This window comes from Mammaliicoccus sp. K-M42 (assembly GCF_022386375.1).
GTDB classification, from domain to species: Bacteria; Bacillota; Bacilli; order Staphylococcales; family Staphylococcaceae; genus Mammaliicoccus; species Mammaliicoccus fleurettii.
This window is the reverse complement of record NZ_JAJNIS010000004.1, coordinates 85,961-102,182: the sequence shown is the minus strand read 5'-3', so window position 1 is coordinate 102,182 and position 16,222 is coordinate 85,961. Positions and strand designations below refer to the sequence as shown.

The following is a 16,222-nucleotide window of genomic DNA, read 5'->3' as shown; positions in this document are numbered from 1 at the left end:
CAATTAACATTATAAAGGAGTTTTAATTATGCCAATTATTACAGATATTTATGCACGCGAAGTTTTAGATTCACGTGGTAATCCAACAGTAGAAGTAGAAGTATTAACTGAAAGTGGGGCTTTTGGTAGAGCATTAGTACCATCAGGAGCTTCAACAGGTGAATACGAAGCAGTAGAATTACGTGACGGAGACAAAGAACGTTATTTAGGTAAAGGTGTTCTTAAAGCTGTAGAAAACGTTAACGAAATCATTGCACCAGAAATTATTGAAGGTGAATTCTCAGTATTAGAACAAGTTTCTATCGATAAATTAATGATCGCTTTAGATGGTACACCTAACAAAGCTAAATTTGGTGCTAATGCTATCCTTGGTGTTTCTATGGCTGTAGCTCGTGCTGCATCTGATTTCTTAGGACAACCTTTATATAAATATCTTGGTGGATTCAATGGTGTTCAATTACCAGTTCCAATGATGAACATTGTAAACGGTGGTTCTCACTCAGACGCACCAATCGCATTCCAAGAATTCATGATTTTACCAGTTGGAGCTCCAACATTTAAAGAAGCTTTACGTTGGGGAGCAGAAATCTTCCATAACTTAGCTAAAATCTTAAAATCTCGTGGATTAGTAACTGCAGTAGGTGACGAAGGTGGTTTCGCTCCTAAATTTGAAGGTACTGAAGATGGCGTTGAAACAATATTAGAAGCTATTAAAGCTGTTGGTTTAGAGCCAGGTAAAGATGTATTCTTAGGATTTGACTGTGCAGCTTCAGAATTCTTCGAAAATGGCGTTTATGACTACGCTAAATTTGAAGGTGAAAACGGTGCTAAACGTTCTTCAGAAGAACAAGTAGACTTCTTAGAAGAATTAGTTAACAAATACCCAATTATCACTATTGAAGATGGTATGGACGAAAACGATTGGGACGGATGGAAAATCCTTACTGAACGTATCGGCGACCGTGTACAATTAGTAGGTGACGACTTATTCGTTACTAACACTGAAAAATTATCTGAAGGTATCGAAAAAGGTATCGGTAACTCAATCTTAATTAAAGTTAACCAAATCGGTACATTAACAGAAACATTCGAAGCAATCGAAATGGCTCAAAAAGCTGGTTACACTGCAGTAATCTCACACCGTTCAGGTGAAACAGAAGATACTACAATTTCTGATATCGCAGTAGCAACAAACGCTGGTCAAATCAAAACAGGTTCTTTATCAAGAACTGACCGTATTGCTAAATACAACCAATTATTACGTATCGAAGACGAATTATTTGAAACAGGTAAATTTGAAGGAATCAAAGCTTTCTATAACTTATCAAAATAATTGGCATATAAAATGATTTATAAAGAGCACAAAAGGTGTAGACTCACCTTTTGTGCTTTTTTATTTTGAATAAATAAAGTGAGGTAGCTCGTGAACTTATCAAGACGTGGCAGACATGATAAATAGAGAGGCTTAATATTGCAAGACATGGTAAACATGATAAATAGAGCCGTTGAATATTGCAAGACATGGCAAACATGATAAATAGAGAGGCTTAATATTGCAAGACATGGTAAACATGATAAATAGAACGGTTGAATATTGCAAGACGTGTCAAACATGATAAATAGAAGGCGTGAATTTATCAAGACGTGGCAAACATGATAAATAGAGAGGCTGAATATTGCAAGACTCGCACAACATGATAAATAGAGCCTTACTTCACTACACAAAAATACATTAACTCACGACATATTCTTTAACGCTTTAAACTAGCAATATTTTGTCGTTTCATTCCATATCAAAATGTTCTATAATAGAGACAATGAATTTTTTAGGAGGATCATAGATGACGATTAATTTAAAAAGTGCTAAATCACCATGGTCTAGTTTAGATGGAGTAGAAGCATTAACACTTCATCCTATCAACCAATCTTTTAATAAAGAAGTAATTATTCCAGGAAGTAAAAGTGTAACTAATCGTGCTTTTATATTAGCAGGATTTAGTAATGGCACTTCAAAATTATCTGGATACTTAAAAAGTGATGATACGTATTGGTGTATGGAATCATTGAAAAAATTAGGTGCTACTTTCAAATTTATCGAAGATGAGATTCATATAACAGGAATTAATCATGCAGAATTGCCAGATAAGCAGCAAATATTTATTGGTTCTGCTGGTACTACTGCGAGATTCTTACCAGGTATATTAGGTACACAAGAAAAAAGTGAAATTACAGTTACTTCAACTGAACAATTAGCAGTAAGACCTCATCAAACACTTCATGAAGCATTACAACAACTTGGAGTAGAGGTTAAATATCTTGAAGAAGAAGGTCAATTACCTATTACTATAAAAGGTACAGCGCAAACAGGTGGAAAAGTTTCAATTGCTGGTAACCAATCGAGTCAATTTATTAGTGGATTATTAATGGCTGCTCCTTTATTTAATCGTCCAACTGAAATAGAATTAACTACTAATATTGTTCAAAGTGCTTACGTTGATATAACAATTGAGATGATGCACCAATTTGGAATTAATGTTGATGTCTCAGATGACTATAAACATATGAAAGTTGAACAAGGTCAATATCAACCAGCTACATTACCTTTAGAAGCTGATTTATCAACTGCTTGTTATTTTATGGCGTTGGCTGCACTAAATAAATCAACAATTAAAATTAATCATTTAAACATGGAAAGTCATCAACCTGATTTAGAAGTTGTAGATATTCTTGAGAGAATGGGCGCAACTGTTGAAAAAGGTTCTGACTACGTCGTAATTTCTGGTCCTGAACAATTAAAAGGTCATTTAACGATAGATATGAATGCATGTTCTGACCAAGCCTTAACAATTGGTACGTTAGCTACTTTTGCTAATGGTCCAATTACGATTACAGGAGTTGAGCATATTCGTCATCATGAATGTAATCGTGTTTCAGCATTAACTGAAAGTCTTTCTAAATTAGGTATCGATGTAGTTGAACATCAAGATGGATGGACTATCACACCAGGTCAAATTGAAGCAGCGACTTTAGACACATTTGACGATCATCGAGTAGCTATGTCACTAAGTTTAGTTGGTACTAAAATTGATGGAGTTAAGTTGCTAGACCCATCATGTGTTTCTAAGACTTGTCCGACTTATTTTGAAATGTTAAAATCTTTAGGTATTTCAGTTGAGTATAATTAACGAAAACTTGAGTGAATAATGTAAATATGCTATAATTCTACTGTTATAATAGACAGGAGGACCGAGTCCATGCATACATTTTTAATCGTCTTATTAATCATCGTTTGTATTGCATTGATTACCGTCGTGTTACTTCAAGAAGGTAAAAGTACTGGATTATCTGGTGCAATTAGTGGCGGAGCAGAACAATTATTTGGAAAACAAAAACAACGTGGAGTAGATTTATTTTTACACAGAGTTACAATTATTTTATCAATTTTATTTTTCTTATTAATGTTAGCAATAACTTACTTTAAAATGTAGTGGTCCGACTGTCTTGTCGGACTTTTTTGTTTGTTTACAAGTAAAAAAACGATACAATAGAACTAGATTATGTTAAAGGAAGGTCGATCATGAGAATTCAATTACCTAAACCTTTCTTCTTTGAAGAAGGAAAGAGAGCAGTTCTACTTTTACATGGATTCACAGGTAATTCATCAGATGTTAGACAACTAGGACGATACTTACAGAAAAAAGGATATACATCATATGCACCACACTATGAAGGTCATGGTAGACCTCCCGAAGAGATATTAGAATCCAGCCCATATGTATGGTTTAAAGATTGTCTAGATGCCTATGATTTCTTGGAAGAAAAAGGTTATACTGAAATAGCAGTAGCCGGACTTTCACTAGGTGGCGTTTTTAGTTTAAAATTAAGTTTAAAAAGAGATGTAAAAGGTATTATAACAATGTGTTCCCCTATGTTTATAAAAACAGAAGGCACAATGTTTGAAGGTGTATTAGAATACGCTAGAGAATTTAAGAAGTATGAAGGAAAAACACCTGAACAAATTGAACAGGAAATGAAACATTTTCATCCAACAAATACTTTGACTGAATTGCAAGATACAATTCAAGGTGTAAGAGATCAAGTTGATGAAGTGTTTGATCCTTTATTTGTCGTTCAAGGTAGACAAGATGAAATGATTAATCCTGATTCAGCTAATATTATTTACAATGAATCATCATCAGATGATAAAAATATTAAATGGTATGAAGAATCTGGTCACGTTATAACAATCGGACAAGAAAAAGAAAAAGTATTCGAAGACGTGTATCAGTTCTTAGAATCATTAGATTGGTCCGAATAAGACATCATAATATAAACGAGAAAGGAGGCCCACTATGAATCTAAGAGAAGAAGTTGAAGAAATCATCAATGATAAAGAATACAGTCCAATGACAGTAAGTGAATTTCAAGACGTAATGGGACTCAATAATGCTGATTCATTTAAAGAATTAATTAAAGTTCTAGTTGATTTAGAACAAACGGGTCAACTAGAAAGAACAAAGACGGATAGATATAAGAAGACAAGAGATAAATCAGATCTTGTTAAAGGTACATTGAGTCAACATAAGAAAGGTTTTGCATTTTTAAGACCTGAAGATGATACAATCGAGGATATTTTCATACCACCTAACCAAATTAATAAAGCAATGGATGGTGATGAAGTATTAGTAGAAGTTGTGCCATCTCGTGGTGACCATAAAGGTAAAATAGAAGGAAGAGTTAAAGCAATTACAACTCGTAATATTACGCAAGTAGTAGGTACATATACTGAAGCTAAGCATTTTGGCTTCGTATTACCAGATGATAAGCGTATCACTCAAGATATCTTTATCCCTAAAGGTAAAAATCTTGGTGCGATTGAAGGTCATAAAGTATTAGTAGAAATAACTGAATATGCGGATGGTTCACATAATCCTGAAGGGCATGTGAAGGCGATTCTTGGTCATAAAAATGATCCAGGTGTTGATATATTATCTATAATTTATCAACATGGTATCAATATTGAGTTTCCTGATAGTGTTATTGCAGAAGCTAAAAATGTACCCGATCAAATTAAACCTGATGAAATAAAAGATAGACGTGATTTAAGAGACGAACTGACAATAACAATTGATGGTGCAGATGCTAAAGACTTAGATGATGCTGTATCTATTAAAGCGCTTGATAATGGTTTAACAGAGCTTACGGTTAGTATTGCTGACGTCAGTTATTATGTGACTGAAAATAGTGAATTAGATAATGAAGCTTACGATAGAGCAACAAGTGTTTATCTTGTAGATAGAGTTATTCCAATGATTCCACATAGATTGAGTAATGGTATATGTTCATTAAACCCTAATGAAGATAGATTAACTTTAAGCTGTAGAATGGAAATTAACCAACAAGGTGAAGTGGTAAGTCATGATATTTTTGAAAGTGTGATCCACTCTGATTATAGAATGACTTATACCGATGTAAATTCTATTATTGAAAATGAAGATCAAGATATCCGAAATCAATATGCTGAAATTACACCAATGCTTGATTTAGCTCAACAATTATCACAACAATTAATCGCTAAACGTAAAAGACGTGGTGAAATTGATTTTGATATTAAAGAAGCACAAGTATTAGTAGATGAAGATGGCATACCAACTGACATTAAAGTAAGAGAAAGAAATGATGCTGAAAGATTAATCGAAAGCTTTATGTTATCTGCTAACGAAACAATCGCTGAGCATTTTAGTAAACTTGAAGTACCATTTATCTATCGTGTCCATGAAAATCCTAAAGCAGAAAGATTAAATAAGTTCTTTGAATTTATTGCTAATTTTGGTCTTGCTGTTAAAGGATCAAGTGAAGATATTCATCCATCAACATTACAAAAAATTGTTCAAGAAGTTGCTGGCCAAAAAGAAGAAATGGTTATTTCTACATTAATGTTAAGAAGTATGCAACAAGCTAGATACAGTGAAGATAATTTAGGACACTTTGGTTTGTCAGCTGATTATTATACACATTTCACATCACCAATTAGAAGATATCCTGATTTAATCGTCCATAGATTAATACGTAAATATTTAATCGATAAGTCTATGAATAGTAAAAATATTAGACATTGGGAAGAAGTGTTACCTAATATAGCTGAACATACATCTAAACGTGAAAGAAGAGCAATTGATGCAGAACGCGATACAGACGACTTGAAGAAATCAGAATACATGATACAACATGTAGGAGAAGTATTCACAGGTATTATAAGTTCTGTTGCTAACTTTGGTATGTTCGTTGAATTAGAGAACACAATAGAAGGTATGGTACACATCTCTAACTTAACAGATGACTATTATAATTTTGATGAGAAGAACATGGCTATTATAGGTGAACGCCAAGCTAAAGTATTTAGAATTGGTGACAAAGTGGAAGTTAAAGTAATTAACGTTAACGTTGATGAAAGAATGATAGATTTCCAAGTTGTAGGTATGCCAATAGCTGAAAAAAATAGAGAACGATTGGCGAGAGAAAAAACAATCAAAGCCAAAAAACGTACTACATCTAAAGAAGGTGACAAGCCTAATCATCATAAAAAAGGCAGAGCAAAAGGTAAACAAGGCGGTAGACAAGATAACAAAGACAAAAAGCCTTATTACAAAGCTAAAAATGTAAAAAATAAAGCAAGAGGCAAGAAAAAATAGAAAGTAGGTGATGGATGTGCCAAAAGTTCAAAGCAAACCATTAGCGCAAAATCGTAAAGCAAGCCATGATTATACAATAGAAGATACGGTTGAAGCGGGAATTGTCCTTCAAGGTACTGAAATCAAATCCATTCGCCGAGGTAGTGCAAACTTAAAAGATTCATACGCACGTGTTTACAACGGAGAAATGTACGTATACAACATGCATATTGCACCGTACGAAGAAGGAAATAGATTTAACCATGATCCATTGAGAAATCGTAAATTACTTTTAAAAAGAAAAGAAATCGATAAACTCTTTGGTATTACAAGAGAAAAAGGGTATGCATTAATACCACTTAAGCTCTACATTAAACACGGTTACTGTAAAGTGCTTTTAGGAGTAGCAAAAGGTAAGCGTGACTATGATAAACGACATGCATTGAAAGAAAAAGAAGCAAAACGTGACGTTGAAAGAGCAATGAAACAAAGATATTAAATAATTTTATTGATAAATCAATAAAAAATTGTTAAGATTAAATATACTTCTGCTAAAAAGAAGTATATTTCTTATTGAGGGGACGTTACGGATTCGACAGGGGTCCCCGAGCTTATGAAGCGTGTCGGAGGGTTGTCTTCGTCATCAACACAACAGTTATAATAACTGGCAAACAACAAAACTTAGCAGTAGCTGCGTAATAGCACTCTGCATCACCTAACAGCATCGCCTATGTGCTGTTAACGTGATTCAACTTTAAGTAGGATACGCTCGTCACTGCCGTTTGAAGTCTGACGAGAAGAGATTAATCAAACTAGCGTTGTAATAGGGTGTCAGCCCCCTGATACAACGCGAAACAATAAAGACTTGACTACACACGTAGAAACATTTGTATCAGGATCTCTGGACGCGGGTTCAACTCCCGCCGTCTCCATTATATAGCCCTCAGCCCTAGTGGTTGAGGGCTTTTTATTTTCGTTACCACAGTATTGCCACAGATGTGCCACAGTACCTAAAAAAATACACCCTATATCATTTGATTAAGAGTGTATCAATTATAAATATTTTACTATTTCTTTTTGCGTACTAGGCTGTACCTAAAAATGGTATTATAATTCATGGTAAAGTAGATGGTACTGTCACTTCTATTACTAAGCAATAAAGAAAGGAAATAATTATATGAATAAAGGAATTGTAGTATTAATTGGAGCTGTCATAACAGCCATATTCTGTGGATTAATAACTTATTTCACAGACAATGAATCAATGACGCCTATTTATATAGGAATTACTGTTTTTGTTATATTGGTTTTAATAAATATTATTAATAAAAAATTTGACAAATAAAAAGATAAATAATTATAAATAGCCCACCTAAATGAATAGGTGGGTATTTTATTAAAGTTGAGTTTTCTCAATATTTCTTTTGAAATGAGTAATCTAATAATTATTTATGTTAGAATATTCAGTAAATTAAAGGAGGGACTATTTCATGATTCAATCTATAAATCATGTTACCTATTCTGTATCAGATATTAATCAATCTATTGTTTTCTATAAAGATATTTTGAAAGCTAAAATTTTAGTAGAGAGTGATAAAACAGCTTATTTCATATTAGGTGATCTGTGGTTAGCACTTAATGAAGAAAATGATATACCTAGAAATGAAATTCAATACTCATATACACATATGGCTTTTACAATTGGTGAAAGTGAATTTGATGAATGGTATCAGTGGTTAAAATATAACAACGTTAATATATTAGAAGGACGTAATAGAGATGTAAGAGATAAACAATCAATATACTTCACTGATCCAGACGGTCACAAATTAGAATTACATACAGGTACATTAAAAGATAGGTTAGACTATTATAAAGAAGAAAAGCCACATATGAAATTTTATATGTAAGGAGGTTATATTATGACAATTGAAGCAAGGTTATTTGAAGAAAAAAATTAAAATAAGATAAATGAATCTTTACCGTTTATGTAGTTTTCTTTATCACCATTAAATTTAACAAATAATGCTTCTTTTAAATTGGAATATTGTTTTGCGACATCTGGATGTTCAATTAAGTATGCTTTGAATGCGAGATGTCTATTTATATCGAACTGATTATAAATATCGAATGTATGAACATGAAAAAGCCTTTCTTTTGTAACTTTATCACTTTTTGTAAAGTATCTTCTGTTTTTAATACCAAATTCACCAAGCACTTCATAATCAATGTTCTCAAAGTATGAATTATACTGGTCAACTTTGTTTATATCTTTAACAACAGGCAAAATATCGATAATAGGTTTAGCCTTTATACCCGGAATAGCTGTGCTACCAATATGGTAAATGTCAACTAAGTCTTTACCAAAAATTTGGCTAATCTTGTTAGCTTCTTTAGCGTACATGTTAGCCCAATTAGAATTATGTGGTTCAATCGTGATTTTCATAGATTGTTCAACTCCTCAATATATTTAATTATAGTACCATTACACTAAATAAATATTCTAGTTTATAGTTTAAATAAGCTGTAGATTATTTATCAAAAAGTAATAAAATTACTTTTATAAGATTATTAGGAATAATTTAAATGAATGATGAATGTCTAAGACACATATAAAAAGAGATTTTTAGAATGAAGAAGTAATAACTGAAGAGCGAACTATACAACAGCCAACATTAGAACAACCTAAAGTCGGTAATGATAGCCAGCAAAATCAAGTCAAACAACGTGACCTACAAACATTTTCACAAGAAAAGTAATGAAAGAGAGGGTGATTACAGCACTCTCTTTTTTTAAAATATAAAATAACTAGTAAAAAGTTAAGGGCAATTTAATTTTGTGCTATCATATCACTTCTTTTGTGATATGATATGTTTAATTATCATAAATGGAGGATAGAAAATTGAAAAAAATTATGTTGTTAATAATGGTGGCGGGATTATTTTTAGTAGGTTGCAATAGTTCGAACATTGAAAGAAAAGCTGAGTCGAATGATAACAAAAAGCATAAATCAACACACAGTAAACGTAAGGCAAATGAGCAAATGAAGACATTTAAAGTGGGAGAAGTTGTTGATGCAGACGGTGTTGATATAATAGTAACCAAAGTTGAATTTAATAATGATTATGATGAATATAGTGCTCCTGAAAATGGACAAGCGCTTAAAGTTTCATTTAAATTTAAAAATCATAATGATGACCAAGTTCTAGTTGATAATTCTGCATTTACGATGAAATCGAAACAAGAAAACTTTCAAGAGTGGTTTGGAACAGATGATAATCATGCAGGATTCTCTCATTTATTAAATAAAGGGAATATAGGTACAGGGTATATATATTATGATGTTCCAGATTCTCAAAGATATACGCTAGAGATGGATTTTGTGCCTTTATTCGATACGGTACGTGGTAAATGGAAAATTAGGAAATCTGATATTAAAGGGAATAGTAATACAAATTCAAGTACAAGTACAAATGAAACAACAAATGAAATGAAGGAAACAGAAGATGATAGTGAGGATTATCCTTATACTGCTGAGGAGTACAATTATTTAGTCGATGAATATAATTCTTTAACAGAAGGAGAAAAGATGAATCGTGTAAGTCGTGGTGTTACAAATAAAGAGTATAATGACTTATTAGAGAGAATTGAGAAAGAATACGATCGATTAGGCGATGAAGCAGATAAAGAATATGATGATTTTTTGAAAGAACAAGAAAAAATAGACGCTGAGTATGAAGAAGAAATGCGTAAAGAAGAAGAACGTCAAGCAAAAGAAGACGCAGCATATGAAAAAGAACAAGCAGAAGAAGATGCAGCATATGAAGAAGAAATGCGTAAAGAAGAAGAACGCCAAGCAAAAGAAGACGCAGCATATGAAGAAGAAATGCGTAAAGAAGAAGAGCGCCAAGCAAAAGAAGATGCAGAATTCGAAGAAAAAATGAAGGCTTTAGATGAAGAATAGTTACATATTAATATTATAATTAAAAAGGTTTATAAATATAAAAGTAAGACACCTTCCAAACTCTTTATAATCTGGATGGGTGTCTTATTTATTTTTGCTTAAATATCAATATTCACTACATAATTGGTGGGCTGTTTTTTTGTTATGATACAAGTGATTAAATTTTAAACTCAAATATAATATCAATTTTTTTTACAAATCAAGTTCCATCATAAACCCATCATTTGTTATTTCAAACTTATTTTTAGCATAAAATTTAGATGCTGATTCTCCACCGGTAATAAGGAAAATTTTATTTATTTTTTCTTGCTTCATTTCATCTATAATAAAATTCATGAGTTGTTTTCCGATGCCAAATCCTTGTTGATTAGGTATAACATTAAATTCATCAATAAAAAATTGATTAAAGTTATTAAAATAATAGTCAATACGACCTATACACATTGCTATTATTGTATCCTCGTTTTCGATAACATATCCTCTTGAATTAAAACCACTCATTGTCGCTTCAATTCTAAGTAAGGCTTCTTGATCAGTCCATTTATTATACCAAGGTGGACCTGCATATGCTGAAACTAAATTTTTAGCACAATCATTATAATCTTCAGTATATATTTTTCTAAAGTGCATAATTAACCTCCTTTATTAAAAACCTATATTTAGTTTAGCTTATTTTATAACTACAATACAATCCATGTTTATGTCACAAAAAAATATAAAAACGAATAAGCTGTTGGGATATAGTGTAAAAAAGGTATTAAAAATGGTCATGCTTTATGTTTAGCTATATTAGTAAGTAGAGGCTTATTTTTAGGAGGTGATCAAAGGAGACGTAGATAGAATATTAAAGTGAGCAAGTTGGATAGATGGTGGCTAATCTCATGACAATGGGGTGATGCTTATGAAATATGGTTGAGCTCCAAGAAAGGCGCAACATTGACTGATTATGAGATATTAATGGTTGTCATTTCAATCATTGGTATAGTGCTAATTAGTATAAATAACCATAAAAAATAACCATCTCTAACTTTAGCTGATTTTGATGGTTATTTTTTATAATTCTATCAACAAAGCTACCGTCTTTTTAACGTGCTCGTGAGGGCGATGCATGTATGTGTATCGCCCTTTTATATAATAAAATTACCATAATTCATAGATGCTGTCTATTGAGATTATTTTGACGATATATGCAGTTAACTATAACTTTTATAATGAATATCTAATCAGTTGTTATAAAAATTGAAAATATGCATAGAATCAAGTGCATATTTAAGTTTTTCGCTATTAGACAAAAATTGGTAATGTAGATAAAATATTAAAGTGAGCAAGTTGGATAGATGGTGGCTAATCTCATGACAATGGGGTGATGCTTATGAAATATGGTAGAGCTCCAAGAAAGGTGCAACATTGACTGATTATGAGATATTAATGGTTGTCATTTCAATCATTGGTATAGTGCTAATTAGTAAAAATGACCATAAAAAATAACCATCTCTAACTTTAGCCGGTTTTGATGGTTATTTTTTATAATTCAATCAACAAAGCTACCGTCTTTTTAACGGGCTCGTGAGGGCGATGCATGTATGTGTATCGTCCTTTTATATTATAAAATTACCATAATTTATATTCGTTGTCTAATTATAATAGATTTCATTGAGTTACCTTTGATATGCTAATATGTATATTAAGTTGGAGGGGAAGATCATGGAGAGAAATATGCTTATACCAGCAGTTTATATGATTATAGAAAAAGATGGGGAATGCTTGTTTTTGAGAAGATATCATACAGGCTATGAGGATGGCAAACTTTCATTACCTGCTGGTCATATAGAAAAAAACGAAACACCACATGAAGCAGCTATAAGAGAAGCTAATGAAGAATTGAATATAATTATTGATCCTCAATCAATTGAAATACAGCATGTTTGCTATAGATATAAAGTCAATCGGATAGACTATTATGTAAAAGTCAATGATTGGACAGGTGCACTAAGGAATAATGAACCGAATAAATGTTCAGAACTTATTTGGTTAACAGAACCTAACTATGAGGTCATTCCAATAGTAAAAGATAATATTTTAAATATACGAAAAGGTATTATGTTCAGTGAGTCTTTAGATTGAAACCTCTATCGTTATTGTGTTATAAAAATTCTGACACAAAAAAATTAATAAAAGCCCAAACGTATAAACCTTTATTGTTAGATAAGGTGAATTGTTATATAGCTCTCAACCTTTGTGGTTGGGGGCTTTTTATTTTTGTTGCCACAGTATTGCCTCATCAGAGAAACAAGTCATTATCAAACTATAGTGTATAATGTAATTTAATGTGTACTTATAGTGTGCGATTAGTTTATAATCAAATTAATCATGTTAAATACATTTAAGGGGGAAAATGAATGAAAAAATTAATTATTTTATTCTTTTCATCAATGTTAGTGTTAGCGGCATGTGGTCAGAAAGAAGATAGTTCATCTAATGATAATAATGAAGAGAATAAGCAAGATAACAAGCAAAAGGAAGACTCTAAAAAGGAAAATGCTAATAAGTCGGCATCTAATACTGAAGAACAATCAACAGAAGAAGTTACGACTGATGAACAACAGTCGTCAGAAGAAGAAAATAAAAATTTGAATTATAAAAATGTTACTGATAGAGATACGTTAGTTAAAATATTATATGGTGACTACACTGAAGAACAAAAAGTTATTGCATACAATAGTGCAGTGAGTAATGATGTTATACCACAAGGAAATGTATTAGAGGGACCTGCAAGTGCTGCATATGAAAGTTCGTTAAGAGTGGAAAGTGGTGAAGAAAAATCTATTTACGATGAATTACCTGATGATAATCAACCTTCTGATGAAATAGTTGATAGATCGAATGTTATGGATTTTGTTGAAGATTACGAAGGTGAAACTTTGGATACTGATTCTTACACATTTAAAGAACCTGAGCATAGAGATGATGGTAGTTGGGGATTTGCTTACTATACTAAAGATGGTGAACTTGCAGGTTCTTACATTGTGGACGAGTATGGCATGGTTAGTAAATTTGATGAAGATGGAATTGAAGAATAAAAAAACCTCACTTAGCGTGAGGTTTTTTTGTCTATGTTGGTGAATATATAGTAATTTGCATTTTTAACTAATTATTCTACAAATGAACCTTCTCTGTTGAATAATAATATCCTTCTTTTTTTGGATGGATAAATATAGCCATAATGATCAGAATACCTATTTTACCTATTATCATTAAAAGGATTAGTACGATTTTAGATATTGTTGTTAAATCTGCTGTAATACCTGTTGATAGTCCGACTGTACCGAATGCTGATGTTGTTTCAAATAATATTTGTGACATGCTGAATTTTGGGTTTTGAATCGATATGATAAAGGTTGTGATTAATACTAAAATACTTGATAAAAAGCCAATTGTGATTGCTTTATTAATTTGTTCGTTGATAATACTTTTCTTAAATATGTGAGGATGTTTTTGGCTTTTTAATTGTGAGTATATATATACTAATATTATTGTAAAGGTCGTGACTTTTATTCCGCCACCTGTACTCATGGGACCTGCACCTATGAACATCAACATATCGAATATTAAAAGGGTGGAATCATGTAATTGTCCAATATCTACAGTATTAAAACCAGCTGTTCGTGTTGAAACGGATTGAAATACTGATTTATATATTTGTACAATCCAGTTATCGTTTTTTAATGTATTATTTAATTCTAATAACCAAAATGATAGGGATCCGATAAAAATTAATATTCCTGTAGTAGTTAGCACGATTTTTGAATGTAATTTTAATTTAGTTATTCTTTTTGATTGCCATAAATCTAATATAACGATATATCCAATGCCTCCTATGATGATTAACAATGGAACGATAACGTTTACTATTAAATTATCGCTATATGGAATCAGACTTTTAGAAAATAGTGAGAATCCTGCATTATTAAATGATGAAATTGATGTGAATATGCTAATGAATCCACCTTTTGCTATGCCGTGGTCAGGGATAAATACTGCGGATAATATGATTGCACCAATTAATTCTACTATTAAACTAAAAATGACTAATCGCATCGTTATTTTTAAGAGACCAGAATCATTATCCTCGCTCCATGTATATAATAATAATTCTCTATTTTTAAAAGAGATATTTTTTCTTGTTAAAATCAATATAAAAATGGTTAATGTAACAATACCTAAGCCACCTATTTGTATTAATAATAAGATAACTAGATAACCTAAATCATTGAATTGGCTAGGTATATCCACTGTTGAAAGTCCGGTTACTGTAAAAGCACTTGTAGCAACAAAGAAAGCATCTATAAAGTGGATAGATTTTCTTCCTGTTATCGGTAAATAAAGCAATATGGAGCCAACAATTGTTGTAGTCAAAAAGAGTGTAAGATAAAGTATCGTTAATTTAGATATAGTGTTCATGTTATATCACCTTTTATATGAGATAAATTGATATTAATCCTATATAACAAGAAAGGCAATTATAAAGTTGAAATTATTAATTCGATCAAACAAAAAATCTCTCAATCATTACGGTTGAGAGATTTTCTTACTTATTATATTTGTTGAAAACTTATATTTTTTCATCTGAAAAACAGTTCACTTAAAAATTTTAATATAGCAAATAGGGTTAATAGTACACCAAACGAAAATAGAAAAATGTTAAAAATACTTTTTCCTTCCCATATTATTACTAGCAATCCTACTATGGTTATTATAATGCCACATAATAAGTACATATTTCCTCCGATTGTTTCTTCTAAATATTTCAAATTTATTTATTATTAATATTTTATCATAAGTATTAGAAAATTTTTATATGAAAGAATTGTGATCTAAAGATAAGATGATATTTTAGATGCGACTTGCTACATCAGGTTGCCCTTATTGCACAATTATAATACTATTGTTTTATAATTGTTATTACATAAATTTGATAATATAAAGGGTGATCGAATGGTTCGTGTATTTATTGGGATTGTTGTTATATTTAATGCTTTGTTAGTAATACTTGGTGTTAGTTTTGATATATATACTTCAAATTTAGGGGTTAGAGATGTTTTTTATGATTCTTTAATGGGTAAATTTAGACATCAGAATAAAGCAGGTACCACAATTGGTCTTGGCATGTCCTATTTATCACTGATATCTTTATTTCTTATTGCTTCAATCAAAAATTGGAATAAAGGGATGAAAGTGGGTATACCTTCATTAATTTTCTTTTTAGTTACGATGATAATTGTTTTTGTTCAAGTGTTAAGAGGGCTGAAATTTGTAATTGAATTTATTTTTACTAGAATGATTATCTAATCTGTGGAGGTATTTATGAGAAAAAAATATAAGAAGAATAAAGAGAACAATTTTAGTTTTTGGGATTTTTTTGAAGGATTCTTTATAATTTGGGATTTGATTAAAGGTGCAGTTTTTATTATTCCAAGGATGTTTGGATGGGCTATAAAATTACTTTTTAAAATATTTGATTAAAACATCGTAAAGGTGTTTTTACTTTTTTGCACATAGATTGTAAATATAATCCTTTTTTATTAAA

General features: G+C 31.2%; 15 protein-coding genes and 1 other RNA gene. 13 read left to right on the top strand and 3 right to left on the bottom strand.

Going from position 1 to position 16,222, the window contains the following annotated elements; translation table 11 throughout:
• Window positions 1–28: 28 nt before the first annotated feature.
• The 8 genes from eno to fosB all read left to right on the top strand — a co-directional run bounded on the left by eno (window position 29) and on the right by fosB (window position 8,581).
• Window positions 29–1,333, top strand: a complete 1,305-nt coding sequence (eno, locus tag LQ668_RS04205; RefSeq protein ID WP_078357414.1) for a phosphopyruvate hydratase — start codon at window positions 29–31, stop codon at window positions 1,331–1,333.
• 508 nt (window positions 1,334–1,841) lie between these two features.
• Complete coding sequence (gene aroA / locus LQ668_RS04200) at window positions 1,842–3,185, top strand: 3-phosphoshikimate 1-carboxyvinyltransferase (RefSeq protein ID WP_119634270.1); 1,344 nt, start codon at window positions 1,842–1,844, stop codon at window positions 3,183–3,185.
• A 69-nt stretch (window positions 3,186–3,254) separates the two neighbouring features.
• Window positions 3,255–3,488: a preprotein translocase subunit SecG gene (gene secG, locus LQ668_RS04195; protein ID WP_078357416.1), complete on the top strand. Its 234-nt coding sequence runs from the start codon at window positions 3,255–3,257 to the stop codon at window positions 3,486–3,488.
• Between the two features lie 89 nt (window positions 3,489–3,577).
• The gene (locus tag LQ668_RS04190; protein WP_078357417.1) at window positions 3,578–4,318 is read left to right on the top strand and encodes an alpha/beta hydrolase; all 741 of its coding nucleotides are present in this window, start codon (window positions 3,578–3,580) and stop codon (window positions 4,316–4,318) included.
• A 34-nt stretch (window positions 4,319–4,352) separates the two neighbouring features.
• A complete protein-coding gene (gene rnr, locus LQ668_RS04185) occupies window positions 4,353–6,692 on the top strand; it encodes a ribonuclease R (RefSeq protein WP_119634271.1) in 2,340 nt (779 codons plus the stop codon).
• A gap of 16 nt (window positions 6,693–6,708) precedes the next feature.
• Window positions 6,709–7,170: an SsrA-binding protein SmpB gene (smpB, locus tag LQ668_RS04180; protein ID WP_239740931.1), complete on the top strand. Its 462-nt coding sequence runs from the start codon at window positions 6,709–6,711 to the stop codon at window positions 7,168–7,170.
• A 78-nt stretch (window positions 7,171–7,248) separates the two neighbouring features.
• Window positions 7,249–7,606: a transfer-messenger RNA gene (ssrA, locus tag LQ668_RS04175) on the top strand.
• A 555-nt stretch (window positions 7,607–8,161) separates the two neighbouring features.
• On the top strand, window positions 8,162–8,581 hold the full coding sequence (fosB, locus tag LQ668_RS04170; protein ID WP_078357748.1) for a FosB/FosD family fosfomycin resistance bacillithiol transferase: 420 nt from the start codon (window positions 8,162–8,164) through the stop codon (window positions 8,579–8,581).
• A gap of 47 nt (window positions 8,582–8,628) precedes the next feature.
• Here the strand turns inward: fosB and LQ668_RS04165 are convergent, their stop codons facing one another.
• A complete protein-coding gene (locus tag LQ668_RS04165) occupies window positions 8,629–9,117 on the bottom strand; it encodes a GrpB family protein (RefSeq protein ID WP_203153677.1) in 489 nt (162 codons plus the stop codon).
• 456 nt (window positions 9,118–9,573) lie between these two features.
• On the opposite strand from LQ668_RS04165, the gene LQ668_RS04160 reads away from it, so the two are divergent.
• Window positions 9,574–10,635, top strand: a complete 1,062-nt coding sequence (locus tag LQ668_RS04160) for a DUF4352 domain-containing protein (protein ID WP_237687755.1) — start codon at window positions 9,574–9,576, stop codon at window positions 10,633–10,635.
• A gap of 192 nt (window positions 10,636–10,827) precedes the next feature.
• Here the strand turns inward: LQ668_RS04160 and LQ668_RS04155 are convergent, their stop codons facing one another.
• Window positions 10,828–11,265: a GNAT family N-acetyltransferase gene (locus LQ668_RS04155; protein WP_239775910.1), complete on the bottom strand. Its 438-nt coding sequence runs from the start codon at window positions 11,263–11,265 to the stop codon at window positions 10,828–10,830.
• Between the two features lie 1,074 nt (window positions 11,266–12,339).
• On the opposite strand from LQ668_RS04155, the gene LQ668_RS04150 reads away from it, so the two are divergent.
• Both LQ668_RS04150 and LQ668_RS04145 read left to right on the top strand, forming a co-directional pair.
• A complete protein-coding gene (locus LQ668_RS04150; protein WP_107508969.1) occupies window positions 12,340–12,759 on the top strand; it encodes an NUDIX domain-containing protein in 420 nt (139 codons plus the stop codon).
• Window positions 12,760–13,034: 275 nt separating this feature from the next.
• Window positions 13,035–13,715, top strand: coding sequence for a hypothetical protein (locus LQ668_RS04145; protein ID WP_107508968.1), 681 nt, complete (start codon window positions 13,035–13,037; stop codon window positions 13,713–13,715).
• 76 nt (window positions 13,716–13,791) lie between these two features.
• Here LQ668_RS04145 and LQ668_RS04140 read toward each other — a convergent pair whose 3' ends face one another.
• Window positions 13,792–15,096, bottom strand: coding sequence for a TrkH family potassium uptake protein (locus LQ668_RS04140; RefSeq protein ID WP_107508967.1), 1,305 nt, complete (start codon window positions 15,094–15,096; stop codon window positions 13,792–13,794).
• 534 nt (window positions 15,097–15,630) lie between these two features.
• Here LQ668_RS04140 and LQ668_RS04135 point away from each other — a divergent pair.
• Entirely contained in the window at window positions 15,631–15,984 is a 354-nt protein-coding gene (locus tag LQ668_RS04135) for a hypothetical protein (RefSeq protein ID WP_203153679.1), read from the top strand.
• A gap of 15 nt (window positions 15,985–15,999) precedes the next feature.
• On the top strand, window positions 16,000–16,158 hold the full coding sequence (locus LQ668_RS04130) for a hypothetical protein (RefSeq protein WP_157946484.1): 159 nt from the start codon (window positions 16,000–16,002) through the stop codon (window positions 16,156–16,158).
• The last annotated feature ends 64 nt before the right edge of the window (window positions 16,159–16,222 follow it).

Bases quoted from the DNA above. Each gene is read 5' to 3' on its own strand.
- LQ668_RS04190 (WP_078357417.1), top strand. From the start codon at position 3,578: ATGAGAATTCAATTACCTAAACCTTTCTTCTTTGAAGAAGGAAAGAGA.
- LQ668_RS04145 (WP_107508968.1), top strand. From the start codon at position 13,035: ATGAAAAAATTAATTATTTTATTCTTTTCATCAATGTTAGTGTTAGCG.
- LQ668_RS04165 (WP_203153677.1), bottom strand. From the start codon at position 9,117: ATGAAAATCACGATTGAACCACATAATTCTAATTGGGCTAACATGTAC.
- aroA (WP_119634270.1), top strand. From the start codon at position 1,842: ATGACGATTAATTTAAAAAGTGCTAAATCACCATGGTCTAGTTTAGAT.
- LQ668_RS04155 (WP_239775910.1), bottom strand. From the start codon at position 11,265: ATGCACTTTAGAAAAATATATACTGAAGATTATAATGATTGTGCTAAA.
- LQ668_RS04150 (WP_107508969.1), top strand. From the start codon at position 12,340: ATGGAGAGAAATATGCTTATACCAGCAGTTTATATGATTATAGAAAAA.
- LQ668_RS04135 (WP_203153679.1), top strand. From the start codon at position 15,631: ATGGTTCGTGTATTTATTGGGATTGTTGTTATATTTAATGCTTTGTTA.
- secG (WP_078357416.1), top strand. From the start codon at position 3,255: ATGCATACATTTTTAATCGTCTTATTAATCATCGTTTGTATTGCATTG.
- fosB (WP_078357748.1), top strand. From the start codon at position 8,162: ATGATTCAATCTATAAATCATGTTACCTATTCTGTATCAGATATTAAT.
- rnr (WP_119634271.1), top strand. From the start codon at position 4,353: ATGAATCTAAGAGAAGAAGTTGAAGAAATCATCAATGATAAAGAATAC.
- LQ668_RS04140 (WP_107508967.1), bottom strand. From the start codon at position 15,096: ATGAACACTATATCTAAATTAACGATACTTTATCTTACACTCTTTTTG.
- LQ668_RS04130 (WP_157946484.1), top strand. From the start codon at position 16,000: ATGAGAAAAAAATATAAGAAGAATAAAGAGAACAATTTTAGTTTTTGG.
- eno (WP_078357414.1), top strand. From the start codon at position 29: ATGCCAATTATTACAGATATTTATGCACGCGAAGTTTTAGATTCACGT.